Raw genomic sequence first — 18088 nt, 5'->3', positions numbered from 1 at the left:
GTTACGGGTGGCTCACCTCGGCCAGGGCCGTGAGGACGGGCCGGATCAGCGGATGCGTCTCCGCGCCGCGCCTTATCGCGGCGAAGACCCGGCGGGTGGGGGCGACGCCGTCGACGGGGCGGACGGCGACACCCGTGAGGTCCGTGCCGCGCAGTGCCGAGCGGGGGACGAGGGCGACGCCCGCGCCGACGGCGACCAGTGCGACGACCGCGCGGAAGTCGTCGGAGGCGTGCTCCATGCGCGGCTGGAAACCGGCGTTCTCGCAGGCCAGGACGGCGACGTCATGGCAGGGGTTGCCGGGGTAGGGGCCGGTCCACACGTCCTTGGCGAGGTCGGCGAGGGGGACCTCGGCGGCGCCCGCGAGGCGGTGGTGCTCGGGGAGGACCGCGTCGAAGGGCTCGGCGTAGAGGGGGACGTGGGTCAGGCGGGGGTCGTCGGCGGCGGGGGCGCCTCGGTACTCGACGGCGACGGCGACGTCCACCTGCCGGTCCAGGACCATCGGCAGGCTCGCGTCGCCCTCCGCGTCCTGGACGCGCAGCCGGATGCCGGGGGCGGTGCGGGCCAGGCGGGTCATCGCGGGCGCGACGACGAGCGCGATGCCGGTGGCGAACGCGGCGACCGTCACCGTACCCGCCTCGCCGTTGCTGTACGCCGCCAACTCGGCCTCGGCGCGCTCCAGTTGGGCGAGGACGGCGTTGGTGTGGCCGAGCAGGATCTCGCCGGCCGGGGTGAGCCGTACGCCCTTGGCGCCGCGTTCCACCAGGCGGTGGCCGGTCTCCTGTTCGAGGGCGGCGAGCTGCTGGGAGACGGCGGAGGGGGTGAGGTAGAGCGCGGCGGCTGCCGCCGTGACCGTACGGTGGTCGGCCACCGCGCGGAGGATGTGGAGCCGCCGAGCTTCGATCATGGTCCCGATTATCGCAAGATGCCCGGAGTTCCCCTAATGACCCTTCACCCGTCCAGTTCCGCCCGCGCCGACACGAACGCGTCCACCGCCCGGTTCACGTCCGTCAGGGAGTGCGCCGCCGACAGCTGGACCCGGATGCGCGCCTGCCCCTGCGGGACGACGGGGTAGGAGAACCCGATGACGTACACCCCCCGCTCCAGCAGCAGCTCCGCGAGGCGTCCCGCCCGCGCCGCGTCCCCGATCATCACCGGGGCGATGGGGTGGTCGCCGGGGAGGATGTCGAAGCCCTCCTCGGTCATCCGGCGGCGGAACAGAGCCGTGTTCTCGGCGAGGCGTTCGCGCAGGTCGTCGGCGGACTCCAGGAGGTCGAGGACCTTCAGGGAGGCGGCGGCGATGACCGGGGCGAGGGTGTTGGAGAAGAGGTAGGGGCGGGAGCGCTGGCGCAGCAGGGCGACGATCTCGGCGCGGGCGGCGACGTATCCGCCGGAGGCTCCGCCGAGGGCCTTGCCGAGGGTGCCGGTGACGATGTCGACGCGGTCCATGACGCCGTGCAGTTCGGGGGTGCCGCGTCCGCCGGGGCCGGTGAAGCCGACGGCGTGGGAGTCGTCGACCATGACCATCGCGTCGTACCGGTCGGCGAGGTCGCAGATCTCGCGCAGGGGGGCGACGTACCCGTCCATCGAGAAGACGCCGTCGGTGACGATCAGGCGGCGCCGGGCGGACCCGGCCTCCTTCAGCTGCCGTTCCAGGTCGGCCATGTCACGGTTGGCGTACCGCAGGCGGCGGGCCTTGGAGAGGCGGATGCCGTCGATGATCGAGGCGTGGTTCAACGCGTCGGAGATGACCGCGTCCTCCTCGGAGAGCAGCGTCTCGAAGACGCCGCCGTTCGCGTCGAAGCAGGAGGAGTAGAGGATCGTGTCCTCCTGGCCGAGGAACCGTGAGAGCCTCGCCTCCAGCTCCTTGTGCACCTCCTGGGTGCCGCAGATGAACCGTACGGAGGCCATGCCGTAGCCCCAGCGGTCCAGTGCGCGGTGCGCCGCGTCGATGACCTCGGGGTGGTCGGCGAGGCCGAGGTAGTTGTTCGCGCAGAAGTTCAGCACCTCGCCGGGACGGCCGCCGGAGCTGACGTTGACGGTCGCCGACTGCGGGGTGTCGATGACGCGTTCGGGCTTGTGGAGGCCGGCGGCGCGGATCTCTTCGAGGGTGGCGCGCAGGCCGTCGCGTACGGAGTCGAACATTCTGAAGTCCTTCAGCTCGTCCAGTCGAGGATGACTTTGCCGCCCTTGCCGCTCGCCGCGTCGGCGAACGCGGCGTCGAAGTCGCGGTAGCCGTAGCGGCCGGTGATGACGGGGGCGAGATCGAGGCCGCCCTCCAGGAGGACGGACATCGCGTACCAGGTCTCGAACATCTCACGGCCGTAGATGCCCTTGAGGGTGATCATCGAGGTGACGATCCGGGCCCAGTCGACGGGGAACTCCTCGGTGGGCAGGCCCAGCATCGCGATCCGGCCGCCGTGCGTCATGTTGGCGATCATGTCGCGCAGCGCCTCGGGCCGCCCGGACATCTCCAGGCCGACGTCGAAGCCCTCGCGCAGCCCCAGCTCCCGCTGCCCGTCGGCGATCCGGCGCCGCGACACGTTCAGCGCGAGGCTCACGCCGATCTTGCGGGCGAGGTCGAGGCGCTCCTCGCTGACGTCGGTGACGACGACGTGGCGCGCGCCCGCGTGCCGGGCGACCGCCGCCGCCATCAGGCCGATCGGGCCCGCGCCGGTGATGAGGACGTCCTCCCCGACGAGGGGGAACGACAGGGCGGTGTGGACGGCGTTGCCGAACGGGTCGAAGATCGCGGCGACGTCGAGGTCGACGGGGACGCGGTGCACCCACACGTTGGACGCGGGCAGCGCGACGTACTCCGCGAACGCGCCGTCCCTGCCCACCCCGAGGCCGACGGTCGCCCGGCACAGGTGCCGCCGCCCGGCGAGGCAGTTACGGCACTTCCCGCACACAAGATGCCCCTCGCCGCTGACCCGGTCGCCGATCGCGACGTCGGTGACGGCGGCACCGGTCCCGACGACCTCGCCGACGAACTCGTGCCCCACGATCAGCGGCGTGCGGATCGACTGCCGCGCCCACCCGTCCCAGGACCGGATGTGCAGGTCGGTCCCGCAGATCCCGGTGCGCTGCACCTTGATCAGTACGTCACCGGCGCCGACCGCCGGCTCCGGGACGTCCCGCAGCCACAGTCCCGGCTCCGCCTTCTCCTTGACCAGCGCCTTCAACGCAGCGGCTCCTGAGGTGAGTTCTCCGGCCCGGGGCACGACGGAGCGGCCCGGGTCCGGGGAGGGGGGTGGGTACGGTGACGAATCTGCCGTACCCGCGCCGCCCCGGTCCATCGAGCTTTTCTTAAGCGGCGCCGCAGCTGCGCTTCACGCCCTCTCCTCCAGTCGTACGACCAGTTCGGCGGCGGCGGCCTTCACGGTCTCCAGGCCGGTCGTCCCCCAGACGCGGGGCGTGCGGTCGGCGACGCACACCGTGCCGAGGACCATCCCGGTGCTGTCGACGAGAGGCGCCCCGAGGTAGGAGCGGACGCCGTACTCGTCGACGACCGGATTGCCCGCGAACCGGGGGTAGTCGCCGACGTCCCCGAGGGCCAACGCCCTTTTCCGGACGACGACATGGGGGCAGTAGCCGTGGTCGCGCGGCAGCTCCCTGCCCAACAGGCCCTTGCCACCGGGCGCGACGTACAGGCCGGCGAAGAACTGGCGTTCCTCACCGACGAAGTTGACCATCCCGTACGGCGTCCGGGTGATTTCCGCGAGCTGCCGGGCGAGCCGGTCCAGCATCGGCTCCGCGCGTTCCCCGAGGCCGAGTCGGCTCAGCCTCCGGGCGCGGGCGGGCGCCTCCCGGTCCTCCGGCGTGACCAGCAGCCGCCCCACCGGGCGCGGCGGTCCGTAGCTCATCTCGCGTCTCCTCACAGGGAGTTGGGAATCATGCCCGGGCGTTCTCGGCGGGCGTGTGGGCGATGAGGTGCTTGACGAGGGTCAGCAGGGTCTGCACGCCGGAGGCGGAGATCCGCGCGTCGCAGCGGACCACCGGGATCGCCGGGTTCAGGTCCAGAGCGGCCCGGACCTCCTCCGGGTGATAGCGGTGGCCGCCGTCGAACTCGTTGACGGCGACGATGAATCCGAGTCCGCGCTCCTCGAAGAAGTCGACGGCGGCGAAGCAGTCCTGGAGGCGGCGCGTGTCGGCGAGGATCACCGCGCCGAGGGCGCCCTCGCACAGCTCGTCCCACATGAACCAGAACCGCTGCTGGCCGGGCGTCCCGAACAGGTACAGGACGTGTTCGGCGTCCAGGCTGATGCGGCCGAAGTCCATGGCGACGGTCGTCTCGACCTTGTTCTCGACGCCGTCGAGGCTGTCCGTGCCGGCGCTGACGGTGGTGAGGAGTTCCTCCGTGCACAGCGGGGCGATCTCGCTGACCGCGCCGACGAACGTGGTCTTCCCGACGCCGAACCCGCCCGCGACGAGCACCTTCAGCGCGGTCGGGAAGGGGGCCTGGTCGTCGTACGGCTCGTAGGCGTCGTACGGGTCGTATCTGTCACGGGTGTCGTGCTCGTCGCGCTGGTCGTGCTCGTCGTGCTCAAAGCTGTCGTCGTAGTCCATCGAGCACCGCCTCCAGTAGGGCCCGGTCGGTGGGGTTGTGGTGGAACTCCGGGGGTTTGGTGGTGAGGGCTCCGCAGTCCACGAGGTCCGACAGCAGCACCTTGGTGACCGCCGCCGGCAGCTTCAGATGGGCGGCCACCTCGGCGACCGGGACGGGAGCGCGGCACAGGTCGAGGGCCTGCGCGTGCTCGGGGCCGAGGTAGCCGAGGGGGCTCGTGCCGGTCACCCTGACCTGGGACATCAGGTCCAGGGCGACGGTCGGCCTGGTGCGGCCGTTGCTCACGGTGAAGGGGCGCACCAGCCGGCCGGCCGCGTCGTCGAGCCAGGGGCCGTCGGCCGCCATCACGCTCACGACCTCATCGCCGGGGGTTCGGCGGGGTACTGCCGGGGGGCGGTCGCGAGGTACGGGCGGACGCTCTTGACCAGCATCGCCATCTCGTACCCGAGGACCGCGGCGTCGGCCTCGCGGCCGGCCATCACGGCGAGGCAGGTGCCGGAGCCCGCGGTCGTCACGAACAGGAGGGCCGAGTCCAGCTCGACCACCACCTGCCGGACGTCGCCGCCGTCCGCGAACCGGACGCCCGCGCTGCGGCCCAGCGAGTACAGGCCCGAGGCCAGTGCCGCCATGTGGTCGGCGCTGTCGTGGTCCAGCCCGTGCACGGACTTCACCAGCCCGTCGCACGACAGGAGCACCGCGCTCGTCGTGTGGGGTACGCGCTGTACGAGGCCGCTCATCAGCCAGTCGAGATCGGATACCTGGCCGGTCGGCGCGTCGCTCGCCATGGTGGATCGACTCCTTGAGGGGGGTTGCGGGGGGGTGGGGTTCGGGGTGGGGGTGGGGCCGGGGGACTTCTCACGGCGGGGAGGCGGGCCGGGACGTCGTGGCGGGTGCGGGGCCGTTCATCCCGTGGGCGCGCTCCCGTCGTACGGATGGGGGTGGTGGGTGCGGGTCGGGGGGACGGGGATGCCGGTCAGGGAGTGGTCGGGGTCCGCCTCCAGGCCGAGCTGGGCCTCCGCGAGGCCCATGCCCCGCTGGAACGCGGCCATCAGACCGGGGTCGTGTCCGCCGGGTTCCTCGCTCTCGGGGCGCGGTACGGGGCCCCCGCGCAACTGGGGCGCGAGATGTTCCTGCGCGCGCCGCCTCGGCAGCTTCGGCTTGCCCATCGTTCCCCGTACGGCCCCGACCCTGGGCACGGGCACCTCGCCCCGCACCTCCTCGACGGCCGACCTGTCCCCGGCCCTGATCCCGGGCCGCGCCTCGGCGGGGTTCGGGCGCTCCTGGCGGGGGTTGCGCATGGGGAGGGGGGCGGGGCGGGGGGCGGGGTGTTCCGGGTCGGTGGGGTAGGCCGGGTCGAGGGGGTGGGCTGGGCCGGTGGCGGGCGCCGGGCCGGTGGAGGTGGTGGCGTCGGGGAAAGCCGGGGTGTCCAGGGGTTCGCCGCCGGGGTGGGGCGAGGCGGCGGAGCGGACGTTCCCCGAAGGAGCCGGGCCGCCGGAACGCGGGCCACCGGGCCGGCCGAAGGCTGCGTCGGCGGGGTGGACGGCGTCGGCGGAGGCCAGGGGGCCGGTCGCGCCGGTCGCGCCGGGGATCGTGCCGTCGAGGCGGGTGCCGGCGGCGGGGGTGGGGGCGGTCGAAGGCGAGGTGCTCGTCCGGCCGGGAGCCGTGCCGGGGGCGGGCGGGCCGTCGTAGGCGGCGCTCCCGGAAGCCGGGCCGGTGACCGACTGGCCGTCGGGGTGGGCCGCACCTGAGGTGTCGGGACCGCTCAGGCCGTGCGCCGCCGTGCCATCGGCATGCGGCGGTCTCTGTGCACGGACTCCGGCGGAGCCGTGCGCTTCGGCGAGCCCGGAGGACGCACCGCCGATGTCCACCCCTCCCGAAGCCGAGCCACCGGAGAAGACGGGAGCCGTGACGTGAACGCCGTCGACAGCCCCTTCCTCGAAGCCGCGCGCGAACGCCCCGCCGCCGGCACCCGCGTCGGAAGCCGGTCCCGCAACACCCCGCGGCCCACCGGCGGCACCGGCACCCGTATCACCGAGCCCCGCCGCAGATCCGCCCGCGCCCCCGACCCGAGGCACACCCCCCGTCGAGTACCCGTCGGCCGACACCCCGGCGAAGCCGTCGAGCGTGGCCTCCCCCACCGGCTGCGCACCGTTCAGCTCGTCCGACCGGTCGACGGCGTGCCCCCCGGGCCGCGTCCCATCGAGCCGATGGCCCCCACCCCCCGTCGCGCCACCGGACGCGCGCGCCCCCGCCCGCGCACCGTTCACGGCCGAGGCCCCCCGCGGACTCGCGTGCCGCGGCGCCGACCGCCGTGGCGTCCCGGTGCCGTGCGGCGGGGTACCGCCCGGCGGAGGCCGCTCGCCGGGCGGGGGTACGACGCCGGCGGGACCGGACGCGGCAGGGGACGCCGGGCCGGCCGTACCGGAACCGGCGGAACCACCCCCGACACCTGAAGCACCCGACACACCCGCAGTGCCGACGACACCCCCGGCGTTCCCCGCACCGGACCGCCCCGACGCCCCCGAACCCCCCGGCACTCCCCCCGGCTCCGCGCCCCCGGAGACCCCACCGCGCACCCCCGGCCCCCCGGCACCTCCCAGCAGCGCCTGCGGCACCACCAGGATCGCCTGGACGCCCCCGTAGATGTTGCTCTGCAACCGCACCCGAATCCCGTGCCGCCGGGCGAGCTGGGACACCACGAAGAGGCCGATGCGGCCGTCGGCGAGGAGGCGGCCGACGTTGACCTGGTCGGGGTCGGCGAGGAGGGCGTTCATACGGGCCTGCTCCTCGGGCGGCATGCCGAGCCCCCGGTCCTCGACCTCGACGGCGAGACCGGAGGTGACGAGGTTGGCGCGCAGCAGGACCTGCGTGTGCGGCGCCGAGAAGACCGTCGCGTTCTCGACCAGTTCCGCGAGGAGGTGGATGACGTCCGCGACGGCGTGCCCGCGCAGCTCCCCGTCGACCGGGGGCACCAGTTTCACCCGCGAGTACTGCTCGACCTCGGCGATGGCGGACCGCAGCACCTCGGTCATGGCGACCGGATGGCTCCACTGCCGCCGCGAGACCGCTCCCCCGAGGACCGCGAGGTTCTCGGCGTGCCGCCGCACCCGCGTCGCGAGGTGGTCGACGTGGAAGAGCCCCTTGAGGAGATCGGGGTCCTCGATCTCGTTCTCCAGCTCGTCGAGCAGCAGGATCTCCCGGTGCACGAGCGACTGGAGCCGCCGGGCGAGGTTGAGGAAGACCTCCAGTTTCTGCTCGCTGCCCGTCCGGCTGGACAGCTGCGTCGCCTGGACGACCGCCGCGACCGCCCCGTCGTGCGCCCGCGCCAGATCCGCCGCGAGCAGCTCGAACTCGTCGGCGTCGGCGGGCGGCAGCCCCCGGGTACGGCGCTGGGGCGGCGCGTCGCCTCGCCGTAACGCCTCGACCAGCGCCCGCAGGTCGGCCTCCCCGCGCGCGGCGGCCCGGCGCAGCGCGTCGAGCCGGTCGGTGACGGACCGGGCGATGCGCCCGGCGGTGACGGCGGCGATGCCGATGCCCGCCCCGGTCACGACGGCCGCGCCCGCGAGGACGGCCCACAGGGTGGGGCCGACCTGGACGCCGGTCGCGCGCACGGTGAACAGGACGACCGCGCAGGCCCCGAGGGCGACGGCGGTCGGCGGGAGCACCGCGAGCCGCATGAGGTGCGGCCGTATGTGGGTCTCGGTCGCCGCGGTGCGGGCGACCGGTCGTCCGTGCCGTCCGCCCTCACGGCGGTCTGCGCGCGCGGCGGGTGCGCGGAGGTGCGACATCCGTGTCCTCGTCCTGGTCCGTCGGGGCTGTCCGGCGACTCACAGTAGTTGCCAACGCGGCATGCCCGGTGGGCAGTTGGCGAACTCCTGCGGCTATCGTCCCGCTCTGGTATGAGCCCTCGCACGTCTGACCGATACTCCGCCCCACGCGGGTACCCCGAAACGAAAACAACCGATCAGGAACGATCGTCGACGAAAGCCGCATACCCCTCCGGGCGGACCGTCACTCTCCGTGCCTGCTCTGGCCAAGCAAAACGCCGGGGCGGGGTCCTCCGACCCCGCCCCGGCGTACGTGCCCGCTCGCTCAGCTCTCGCCGACGAGATCCAGATCCCCCCGCGACACGGCGGAGTCCACGGAGCCCGAGGGCGCCGCCGGTACCGGCCACTCCCGCTCCAGCGGCTGCGACACCGCCCGCCACCAGGCCCGCGAGGGCACCGCCCCGGCCGGCTCGAAGGGCTGGCCCGGTACGGGGACGGCGACGGTCTGCCCGACCGCCTCGCCCGCCGCCAGCGTCCACTCCCCCGGCTCGGCCCAGGCGTGCGTCGAGAGGTTGAAGGTGGCCCAGTGGATCGGCAGCAGCACGCCGCGCGCCGCGCCGCCCTGGAGGTCGAGGTGGGAGCGCATGCCCTCCTCGGGCGTCATGTGGATGTCGGGCCAGTACTCGGAGTACGCGCCGATCTGGATCATCGTCACGTCGAACGGGCCGTGGGCCGCGCCGATGTCCTTGAAGCCCTCGAAGTAGCCGGTGTCGCCGCTGTGGAAGACACGGTGCTCGGGACCGGCGACGGACCAGGACGCCCACAGGGTGTGCTGCGTGTTGCGCAGGCCCCGGCCGCAGAAGTGGCGGGCCGGGGTGGCGGTGAGGGTGAGGCCGCCGACCTTCGTCTCCTCGTGCCAGTCCAGCTCGCGCAGGCGGTCCGCCGGGACGCCCCAGTGCTCCAGGTGGGCGCCGACGCCGAGCGGGACGGCGAACAGCGTGTCCGTACCGGCGAGGGCCTTGATCGTGGGGAGGTCCAAGTGGTCGTAGTGGTCGTGCGAGATGACGACGACGTCCACCGGGCCGAGGGCGGCCAGCGGGAGCGGGGCGGGGTGCAGGCGCTTGGGGCCGGCGAAGGGGACCGGGGAGCAGCGCTCGCCCCAGACCGGGTCGAACAGGACCCGCTGCCCGTCGATCTCCACGAGCACGCTGGAGTGGCCCATCCAGGTCACGCGCAGGCCGGTGGCCGGGGGTTTGGCGAGGTCGGCGAGGGTCGTCGCGTGTACGGGGATCGTGCCCGACGGGGCCCGGCGGGCGCGGGCCTCCTTGTCGAAATACGTCTTCACGAAATTCCCGGCCGCTTCGCCGATGCGGTCCCGGGGCGCGCCGCCGGGGTTCTGGAAGACACCGTCCCGGAAATGGGGCGATCTGCGGATGCGGGCCATGCGCTCACCGCTCGGGTCCACGCCGAACGCCTCGGGCGTCAGCGCGCGGAGCCCGGAGCTCAGGGAACGGGAACCGGCCACGGTACCTCCTGGTGGAATTGCCGAGGATTCCACTATAGGTCGGCCCGCCGACAACCGGAACGGGGGTCCCGGTTCGGTGCGGGGACCCCCGTTCCGGTTCGGTACGAGGACCTCGTTCCGGTTCGGCGCAAGGACCCCGTCCCGGTTCGGCGCGGCACCGCCGGGGAACGCCGAAGGCCGCCCGGAACGCCCTCCGGACGGCCTTCCCGGACACGCGGGACGCTCAGTCCAGTTCGTACACCGCCGTCACCGACGACGTCGCCTTGATCTCGCCCGGCGCGATCGGCACGCCCCCGAGGCCCCCGGCCGGCATGTCGGCGGCCATCGGCGGAGCCGGGGTGAGGTACCCGGTGCCGCCCTCGTTCAGCGTGACCAGGCGCCCGAGGCGACGGCCGCTCAGCGTGGCGTACTGCTGCGCCTTGCCGCGCGCGTCCGCGAACGCGGCCTTGCGGGCGGCGCGCTGGAGGGGCTCCCGGTCGGCGAGGTCGAAGACGACCGAGTTGACGCGTCCGGCGTCCCCGGTGGCGTCGGTGACGGCCTGGAGGACGGCGCCGGTGCGGTCGATGACACGGACCTTCACCACGAACGACTGGGCGGCCCGGTAGCCGGTGAGCACGGCGGTGCCGCTCTGGTAGTCGTAGACGGGGCCGAGGGACACGCCGTCGGTGCGGACGTCCTTGTCGGCGATCTCCTGCTTGCGCACCGCCGCCAGCAGCGCGTCGGCCGCCTTGTTCTGCGCGGCCATCGCCGCCTTCGCGGTCTTCGCGGTCGCCTCGACGCCGACGCCGAGGACGGCGAGGTCGGGCTCGGCGGTGGCGCTGCCGTCGCCGGTCACGGTGACGGTCGTCGGCGCGTGCTCGGCGCGCGCGTGCGTGGGCGCGTGCCCGCCGTCCAGCGCGGCGGCGCCGGGCGCGGCGAGCGCGGGCAGGCCCAGGGCGAGCAGGGTCACGGCGAGCGCGGCGGTGGCGCGGGACGTACGGGTGCGGGGCATGCGGGCCGGTCCTTACGCAGGTCGGGGACGGGATGACGCCGGCCCGGTCGACCCCCGGCCGGCGTACGGCCATCCCAGCACCCGGGCCCGATCACCCACCCGCACCACACCCGTACGCCCACCTCGCTCACCTCACTGGCCGAGCACCCGTGACACGCACCGAATCGTTTCTCCCGCACCACCCGCGCGCGGGCGCACTCACCGCCCCGCCCCTCAGGCCACCGCCGAGATCCGCATCTTGATGTCGTCCGGCGACAGCGCGCCCTTCGCGGTCACGTGGTCCCCGGAGGACTCCCCGCGCAGCCGGCGCCCGATCCACGGCACCAGGTACTCGCGCGCCCAGTGGACGTCGTCGCGGCGTACGTCGAGGGTGCCGCGCGGCGGGAGGGCCGGCCAGGGCTGCTCGGGGTCGGCGGGGACGTCGACGCCGAGGGCCTGTCCGGCGCGCAGGGCGACCCGGGTGTGCCCCTCGGGCGAGAGGTGGAGCCGGTCGTCGTCCCACGCCCTGCGGTCCTGGACGGAGCGCAGGGACCAGAGGTCGAGGACGGGACAGCCGTACCGGTCGGCGATGGCCCGGACATGTCCGTTGTACGTCGCGATCTTGCCGCGGAGGTGTTTGAGGACCGGCATCTGCCGGGTGTCGAAGCCGGTCGTCACCATCACCGTGCCCGCCGCGGAGGAGAGCTGGGCGACGGCCAGTTCGAACCGCTCCGCGACCTCGTCGGGGTCGGTGCCGGGCCGCAGGATGTCGTTGCCGCCCGCGCACAGGGAGACGAGGTCGGGGGCCATCGCCGCGGCCTGGGGAAGCTGGTCGGAGACGACCTGGTCGAGCAGCTTCCCGCGCACCGCCAGATTCGTGTAGGAGAAGTCGCCCTCGGGCCTGCGGTCCGCGAGGAGCACCGCGAACCGGTCGGCCCAGCCGACGAACGCCCCGTCGGGGCCGGGGTCGCCGACGCCTTCGGTGAAGCTGTCCCCCACCGCCACGTACGACCCGATCATCACTGTCTTGTCACTCTTCGAATCGTCTGCCACGACAGACCATGATTCACCTTCGAATGTGACCTACGCGACCGTAAGAAAGGGTTGACGGGCGGTGAGATAAGCCACTCCTAAAGAGTTCCCCAATCCGGGAATAAGCCGGTCCCTCAAGGGCGTCGGTGGTGCAGTGACCACACCCGGAATCCCTCGATCCGGAAATGGCTCCAGGTGGTCCGGAACGCGAAGTGCCCGGCGGTGTACGGCTCGGGGTCGGTGTAGTCGAAGACGAGCCGCCCATTGTCCCACCACTGCACCCGGGACCCGTCGGAGACGATCCGCACCCGGTTCGGCTCGTTCGCGACGAGCAGCGGCTCGGTGTAGTCGTAGATCAGCGGACGCACGCCCGCCTCGCCGACGTATCTCCGCAGCCGGGTGGTCGTGTTGTAGTTCGCGCCGTACCCGGAGTAGTAGGTCTTGAGGTAGTCGTACTCGGCGAGGGCTCCCCCGCGCGCGGTCGCGAAGAGGTCGTCCGGGGAGCGGACGTCGACGGCGTTCCAGAAGTTGTTGAGGTCGGACACCCGGTCGTTGACCACGCCCGCCGAGACGGGCGTCGCCGTGTACTCGATGACGTACGGCCCTCGCAGGGGCTGCCGGAACCAGATCGTCGCCCCGGCGGGCACGTCCACTTCCAAAGTGCCGCGCTCGGCGGTGACTTGACCGCCCTTCTCCAGTTCGACGGCCCATTTCCGCAGGCCGTGCCGGAAGTCGTCGTGGGCCAGGAGCCGGCTGCGGCGGGGCGTGGCGGCGGCCTGGCCGGCGGGGGCGAGGGCGGCCAGCGCGGCACCGGCCGCGAGCGCTCCGAACGCTCTGCGGGTGGTCGTCATGGTGCGGGTACTCCTTCGCTCAGCAGGGTGATCAGCCGGTCGGCCACCTTACGGTGACCGGCGGTGCTGGGGTGGACCGTGTCGTTGAGGTCCTCGGCGGTGACCCACCCCGTCGTGTCCACGAACTCGGTGCGGGGATCGGCGAGTTCGGCGACCACCGCCGAGACGTCCGTGCCGTGCGTGCCGTTGAGAGGCCGCAGCGCCAAGATCCGCGCGTGCGGGGCCGCCGCACGGATCTGCGTCAGGTAGGCGCGGTAGGCGGCCCGGAACTCCTCGGCCCCGTACGCCGCGTCGTTGGACCCCTGGTTGACGACGATCACGTCGGCCTTTCGGTCCGAACTCGCCGCCGATCCGGCGTGGTTCCAGCCGTACGCGTCCCGCGCGTTCGGCACTCCCCCGTTCCCGGTGAGGATGACGCCCTGCCGTCCGAAGCCGACCTGGGTGAGCCGTGCGTGGAGCGCGTCGGCGACCAGGGTCGGGTAGGCGGCGGTGCCGTCGGCGCAGTCGGAGTCGCTGTTGTCGCCGCACAGGGCGTTGACGCCCTGGGTGACGGAGTCGCCGTAGAACGCGAACTCCCGTCGGGGCAGCGGCTTCTGGGGGACGATCCGGCCCTTGAGGCCGGTCAGGGTGGCGCCCGTCTGCAAGGGCGGCACCCAGCGGTTCACCCGGGAGAACACGTCCTTCACGGAGAGCACGGCGGTGTGCGGGCCGGGTCCCTTCGCGGTGATCGGCAGGTCCGCCCGGTCGACGTCGTACCGCTGCTTCGGGCCGCCGTCCACGGAGACGTACACCTGCGCGGGGAGGGTGACGGAGGTGACGTCGAAGAGGGCGTGGACGGTGTCGCCGGTGAAGCGGAACCGCAGCCGGGAACCGGAGTTGACGGTCACGGCGGCCTCCGCGCTCCGGCTCCAGTGCCCTTCGTAGGCGAGCCGCCGGTCGTCGGGGCGGACGGTGTCCGGGGCCGCGTGGGCGGGCTGGGCCGCGAGGAGGAGCAGGGTGCCGGCAGCGGCCGGCAGGAGACGTTTCATGTCGGAATCCGATCGCCGATGAGGGCCAGGTTCTGGATCGCCGCCAGCGCCCACTGCGCCGAGGAGTTGGTGGAGATCCACGGGATCTCCCGTGTCGTGCGCAGGACTTGGGGGGTGGGGACGGTGACGCGGGACCAGTCGTTGGACGGGAAGTAGGTGTCGCTCCCGGTGAAGAACTCCTTCCAGGCGCGGCTCGCGAGGGTCGGGTCGTCCTGGTGGCGGGCGGCGTACGCGGTGATGCGGGAGTGGGCGGCGGGCAGGGCCGACTTCCAGGTGGAGCCGGTGAGTTGACGCTTCTGGGCGTCGGTCGCGTTGTAGTACCGGGCATAGTCCAGCCAGGCGGCGCGGAACTCCGGTTCCTGCTCCCCCAGGAGAGAGACGATCTCGCTGTTGGTCTCCACGAGCCCGAACACGGCGCTGAGGTGGGAGACGTTCACCGCCGTGCTCGTCGTGGGCGCGAACCGGCCGGTGTCCGCGTCGAGCAGTCCCGTCCCGGTGAAGAACCCGTTGGGCTGGGAGGCGATCGTACGCAGAGAGTTGACCAGTTTCGTGCGGGCCTTCTCCGCCTTCGGGCCGTGCCGTTCCCACTCGGTGAGCCAGGCCGCCGAGATGCCGCCCCAGTCGGTGCCGAAGCCGACGGAGAGGGCGTGGCGGTCGCCGGGGGTGTAGCCGTCGGTGCGGACCTTGCGCAGGGGGTCGACGGCGAGGAACGTCAGCTCCACGTCGGCGAGTTCGCTCAGCAGGTCGCCGGTGCGCTCGTCGCCGGTGAGGTAGTAGAAGAAGCGCCGGTTGGCGGCCGTCGAGATGCGGACCTGTTTCGCGCTGTCCGCGTAGTGCTGGACGCCGTGCCGGGTGCCGAGCCCGGCCCACTTGCCGAGGTGGTAGACGTCGACCTCGCCGGTGTGCCGGGTCATGGCCTCCGCGAACCGGAAGACCTCGGCGGAGCCGGTGCGCAGGAAGTGGTACCAGAGCCAGAGGTCGGTGCCCAGCTCCGAGTTGTCCCAGGCGAATCCGCCGACGTCGTAGCGCCAGACGTGCCGGTCGTTGTCGTAGGTGTGCTGGACGTCGCCGTGGTCGAGGAACCCGTACCAGCGCCGTTCCTCGCGCTGGTCGCGGTAGTAGGCGAACAGGTCGTCGAGGCGGTCCTCGATCGCCGCGCGGGCCTTCGTGGACCGGTCGACGGGCGCCCAGTCGCCGAACACCCCGGCGGAGTGCAGGCGTTCGGGGGTGGCGGCGAGCTGGGGCGGGGCCGCGACGGCCTCGGCGAACGCGGCGAGCCGAGCGGCGTCCGGCGTCTTCTCCACGGCCCAGAAGGTGAGTTCACCGGTGCGGGCGATGCCGTAGGGGGTGCCGAAGCCGGGCTCGTAGTCCTCGTAGGTGATCTCCAGGCCGCCGTCCGACTGCTCGTCGTAGGTGTCCTGGCCCAACCCGTCGTGGTAGAAGCGGAGATCGAGGGGCTGGGCCTCCGGGGAGTAGAGCCAGAGGGTGATCTCGGCGGCGGTCGTGGCGGCGCCGCGTACGTCTAGCTGGGTGGGGTGGCGCTGCCAGAAGTCCCGCAGCCCGAAGGCGAGTCCGCCGCTCGCGCCGCCGACGTACCCGAATCCCCCCGCCCGTCCACCGGCGGCGGCCGGAATCCAGCCGTACCCGGCCTTGGTGCGCTTGCGGATCTGGTAGCCGTCGGCGGTGGGCTGGGTCAGCGTGTAGTCGCCCCATCGGGGGATGTAGGCGAGGCGGCTCGATACGCGGGTGTCCCAGGTCGCGAGGTCCGGGAGCTTCTCGCCGGCGATCTGCGCGGCCCGCACGGCGGCGCCGGGGTCTCGGCGCAGGCCGGTGATGCCCTGGACGGCCTCGGCGAAGAGGCCGCCGCCCGAGTCGGCGAACCGGACGTGCCGGTCGTAGGCGGCGTCGCGCAGCGGGACCGTGAAGCGCACCCCGAGACCGCGCAGGAAGTCGCCCTCGTCCCGGCCGGGTTCCTGCTCGCCGTCCCAGACGAAGGTGTGCACCAGCCGGAACGACTCCGCGCCCGCCGAGAACGCGAACCGCAGCGTGAACGGCAGCCAGCCCCGCCGGCCGTGCCGATGCCGCCCCTCGACCCGTACGACGGCCCGCACCGGCCCGTCCTGCTCCACCTCCACCTTCTCCACCCGCCCGGCGAACGCCTCCACATCGGCCCCGTCCCGCACACTCCCCTGCCGCAGCGCGACGAGCCGCCCGTCCCGCGCGACCTCGACCCCGCCCCGCCGCAGACTCCGTACGACCGTGTCGGCGCCCTTCTCCGCGAAGCGGGCCGTCAGGACGCCGGTCGAGACCTCGACGCCGCCCTTCGCCCGCCGGACCGTCACCCGGTGCCCGGGGGCGGCCGGGTTGCCGGCGGCGAGGAGGTAGCGGTCGGACCGGGGGGCGTCGGGGGCGATCGCGTGGGCCGTCCACTTGACCGAGCCGTCGGGCCAGTAGGCGGTGGGCCAGGACTGGACGGGGACGTCGGTGCCGTCGGCGGCCGTCAGCTTGAGGGGCTGTCCGGTTCTGTGCGTTCCGCGTGCCCAGGGGACGCCCCAGGTGGTGCCGGCGTGGGCGTCGGGGGTGCCCTCCAGCCAGTGGAGTTCGGTGGCGCTGTCGCCAGCCGCCGCGGCGGGGCGGGACAGGGCCCAGGAGAACGAGGTGGCGGCAGCCGCGACGGCGGCGCCCTTGATGACGGTACGTCGGCCGACGCCGGACACTGGACCTCCTGGAAAGCGCTTTCACGGGGACGGTGATCACTGTGTCCCCGGGTCTCCCCAGCTGTCGACGGATGCCACACGACCGCAACAGAACGATCATGATCGCGCAAGAACCCACAGCCGGCGCCCGACCAGGAACGCCCCGGAACGCTCCCGAACGCCCCGAAGGCCGGACCCGGGGATCGGGGGTCCGGCCTTCGGAGGCGTGTCAGGAAGTGCTCGGTGGCGTCAGACGGAGACTCCGTGCGAGCGGAGGTAGGCGAGCGGGTCGACGTCCGAGCCGTAGTCCGGCGTCGTGCGTATCTCGAAGTGCAGGTGCGGTCCGGTCACGTTGCCCGTGGAGCCGGAGTAGCCGATCTGCTGGCCCGCGCTGACGCTCTGGCCGGCCGAGACGTTGAGCGCCGACAGGTGCGCGTACTGCGCGTAGTAGCCGTCCGCGAGCTTGATGACGACCTGGTTGCCGTACGCGTTGGCCCAGCCCGCCGAGACGACCGTGCCCGCGCCGACGGACCGCAGGGTCGTGCCGCTCGGGACGACGAAGTCGACGCCCGTGTGGTAGCCGCTGGACCACATGCTGCCCGAGACCCGGTAGCCGGTGCCGACGACCGCGCCCCGGACGGGGAGGGTGAAGCCGGAGGAGGACGAGGCGCTCTCGGTGGTGGCCTTCGAGGAGGACGAACTCTTCGAGGAGGCCGAGGAGTCGGAGGATTCCTGCGCCTTCTGCGACGACCGCTGCGAGGACTGCGTGCCCGAGGACGACGAGCCGGACGACGAAGCCGAAGACGAACCGGCCGAGCTGGAGGAGGACGAACCGCTCTCCGCCCGCGCCGCCTTCGCGCCCAGCGACAGCCGCAGACCGGGGTGGATCAGCGACGGGTCGGAGCCGACGGCGTCCCGGTTGTCCTCGTAGAGCCGCTGCCAGCCCCCGGTGACGTTCTGCTCCTCGGCGATCTTCGAGAGGTAGTCGCCGGAGCGGACGGTGTAGGTGGTCGTCTTGCGGCTCGTGGACGCCGACGTGCGGGTCACCGGGGCGGCCTGGACGGCCTGTTCGGGGACGGACGTGGCGGCGGCGGCCGTGGCGGCCGACGTACCGGCGGAGGATGCCGTCTGGGCGTGCGCCCCGGTGGCCCCGATGAGCGGGAGCGCGAGCGCCGCGCCACCTGTTCCGGCGACGGCGAGCGACCGCGAGAAACGGGGCGGCTTCGGGCGGCGGTGCTTACCCCTGGCGGGCATGGAATTCCTCTCCTGCGCCTGCGAGGTGAGCTGTCGGGTGCGAGCAGGAGATGCCCGGCCGCACGGATGCGGCTTTACCCCTAGCCTCTTCCGGAAGACCGGAACAGGCGGTGATTCCTGTGGGTCCCCCGCTCCTGCCGTTTCACTGGTGGGTGGGTGCGGCTCCGGGCGGTGGCAGGATTCGGCGTCCGTCCGGATTGCTGGTGAACGTAGGCGACGCGGACACACGATCACAAGCAGAAGTTGCCTGTGAATTGCGTGCCTGTCGATTCGCCATGGGTTTTTCCGGTGACCGTACGTACGCGAACGACCCGCCCGTATGCCCGATCCCCCTTGAAAACCGCCCCTATTACGTGAACATGACGCGCGACGCAGGGTCAGGAATATGACCCTGCTCACAC

General features: G+C 72.9%; 15 protein-coding genes and 1 riboswitch. All 15 genes read right to left on the bottom strand.

Translation table 11 applies throughout. The features are described 5' to 3' along the window. Position 1: 1 nt before the first annotated feature. Positions 2 to 904: a LysR family transcriptional regulator gene (locus tag ABZX85_RS08070; protein ID WP_355863635.1), complete on the bottom strand. Its 903-nt coding sequence runs from the start codon at positions 902 to 904 to the stop codon at positions 2 to 4. Between the two features lie 44 nt (positions 905 to 948). After that, positions 949 to 2142, bottom strand: a complete 1194-nt coding sequence (locus tag ABZX85_RS08065) for a glycine C-acetyltransferase (protein WP_355863633.1) — start codon at positions 2140 to 2142, stop codon at positions 949 to 951. Between the two features lie 11 nt (positions 2143 to 2153). Further along, positions 2154 to 3182 carry an L-threonine 3-dehydrogenase gene (tdh, locus tag ABZX85_RS08060; protein WP_355863631.1) on the bottom strand — a complete coding sequence of 343 codons (1029 nt, stop codon included), beginning with the start codon at positions 3180 to 3182 and terminating at the stop codon, positions 2154 to 2156. Positions 3183 to 3329: 147 nt separating this feature from the next. Further along, the gene (locus tag ABZX85_RS08055) at positions 3330 to 3863 is read right to left on the bottom strand and encodes a GAF domain-containing protein (protein ID WP_355863629.1); all 534 of its coding nucleotides are present in this window, start codon (positions 3861 to 3863) and stop codon (positions 3330 to 3332) included. 28 nt (positions 3864 to 3891) lie between these two features. Then, the gene (locus tag ABZX85_RS08050; protein ID WP_355863627.1) at positions 3892 to 4566 is read right to left on the bottom strand and encodes an ATP/GTP-binding protein; all 675 of its coding nucleotides are present in this window, start codon (positions 4564 to 4566) and stop codon (positions 3892 to 3894) included. After that, positions 4544 to 4909 carry a DUF742 domain-containing protein gene (locus tag ABZX85_RS08045; protein ID WP_040837468.1) on the bottom strand — a complete coding sequence of 122 codons (366 nt, stop codon included), beginning with the start codon at positions 4907 to 4909 and terminating at the stop codon, positions 4544 to 4546. Before ABZX85_RS08045 ends, ABZX85_RS08050 begins: the two co-directional genes overlap by 23 nt. A gap of 5 nt (positions 4910 to 4914) precedes the next feature. Then, positions 4915 to 5349: a roadblock/LC7 domain-containing protein gene (locus ABZX85_RS08040; protein WP_355863625.1), complete on the bottom strand. Its 435-nt coding sequence runs from the start codon at positions 5347 to 5349 to the stop codon at positions 4915 to 4917. 117 nt (positions 5350 to 5466) lie between these two features. Beyond that, positions 5467 to 8352: an ATP-binding protein gene (locus ABZX85_RS08035; protein WP_355863623.1), complete on the bottom strand. Its 2886-nt coding sequence runs from the start codon at positions 8350 to 8352 to the stop codon at positions 5467 to 5469. Between the two features lie 304 nt (positions 8353 to 8656). Next, complete coding sequence (locus ABZX85_RS08030) at positions 8657 to 9856, bottom strand: MBL fold metallo-hydrolase (RefSeq protein WP_355863621.1); 1200 nt, start codon at positions 9854 to 9856, stop codon at positions 8657 to 8659. A gap of 223 nt (positions 9857 to 10079) precedes the next feature. Further along, positions 10080 to 10847: an SIMPL domain-containing protein gene (locus ABZX85_RS08025; RefSeq protein ID WP_355863619.1), complete on the bottom strand. Its 768-nt coding sequence runs from the start codon at positions 10845 to 10847 to the stop codon at positions 10080 to 10082. A 213-nt stretch (positions 10848 to 11060) separates the two neighbouring features. After that, a complete protein-coding gene (locus ABZX85_RS08020; RefSeq protein ID WP_355864165.1) occupies positions 11061 to 11846 on the bottom strand; it encodes an SGNH/GDSL hydrolase family protein in 786 nt (261 codons plus the stop codon). 146 nt (positions 11847 to 11992) lie between these two features. After that, positions 11993 to 12709: a DUF6250 domain-containing protein gene (locus ABZX85_RS08015; protein WP_355863617.1), complete on the bottom strand. Its 717-nt coding sequence runs from the start codon at positions 12707 to 12709 to the stop codon at positions 11993 to 11995. Continuing rightward, complete coding sequence (locus ABZX85_RS08010) at positions 12706 to 13737, bottom strand: GDSL-type esterase/lipase family protein (RefSeq protein ID WP_355863615.1); 1032 nt, start codon at positions 13735 to 13737, stop codon at positions 12706 to 12708. The genes ABZX85_RS08015 and ABZX85_RS08010 overlap by 4 nt, the downstream gene beginning before the upstream one ends. After that, positions 13734 to 16454 (bottom strand): Tat pathway signal sequence domain protein, encoded by a 2721-nt coding sequence (locus ABZX85_RS08005; RefSeq protein WP_355863613.1) that lies wholly within the window; start codon positions 16452 to 16454, stop codon positions 13734 to 13736. Before ABZX85_RS08005 ends, ABZX85_RS08010 begins: the two co-directional genes overlap by 4 nt. A gap of 228 nt (positions 16455 to 16682) precedes the next feature. Beyond that, complete coding sequence (locus tag ABZX85_RS08000; RefSeq protein WP_355863611.1) at positions 16683 to 17687, bottom strand: LysM peptidoglycan-binding domain-containing M23 family metallopeptidase; 1005 nt, start codon at positions 17685 to 17687, stop codon at positions 16683 to 16685. 2 nt (positions 17688 to 17689) lie between these two features. Then, a riboswitch (cyclic di-AMP (ydaO/yuaA leader) is annotated at positions 17690 to 17884 on the bottom strand. Between the last annotated feature and the right edge of the window lie 204 nt (positions 17885 to 18088).

Origin of the sequence: Streptomyces sp. NPDC004539 (assembly GCF_040610055.1) — a bacterium.
Classification (GTDB): Bacteria; Actinomycetota; Actinomycetes; order Streptomycetales; family Streptomycetaceae; genus Streptomyces.
This window is presented reverse-complemented; position numbering and strand designations above follow the sequence as displayed.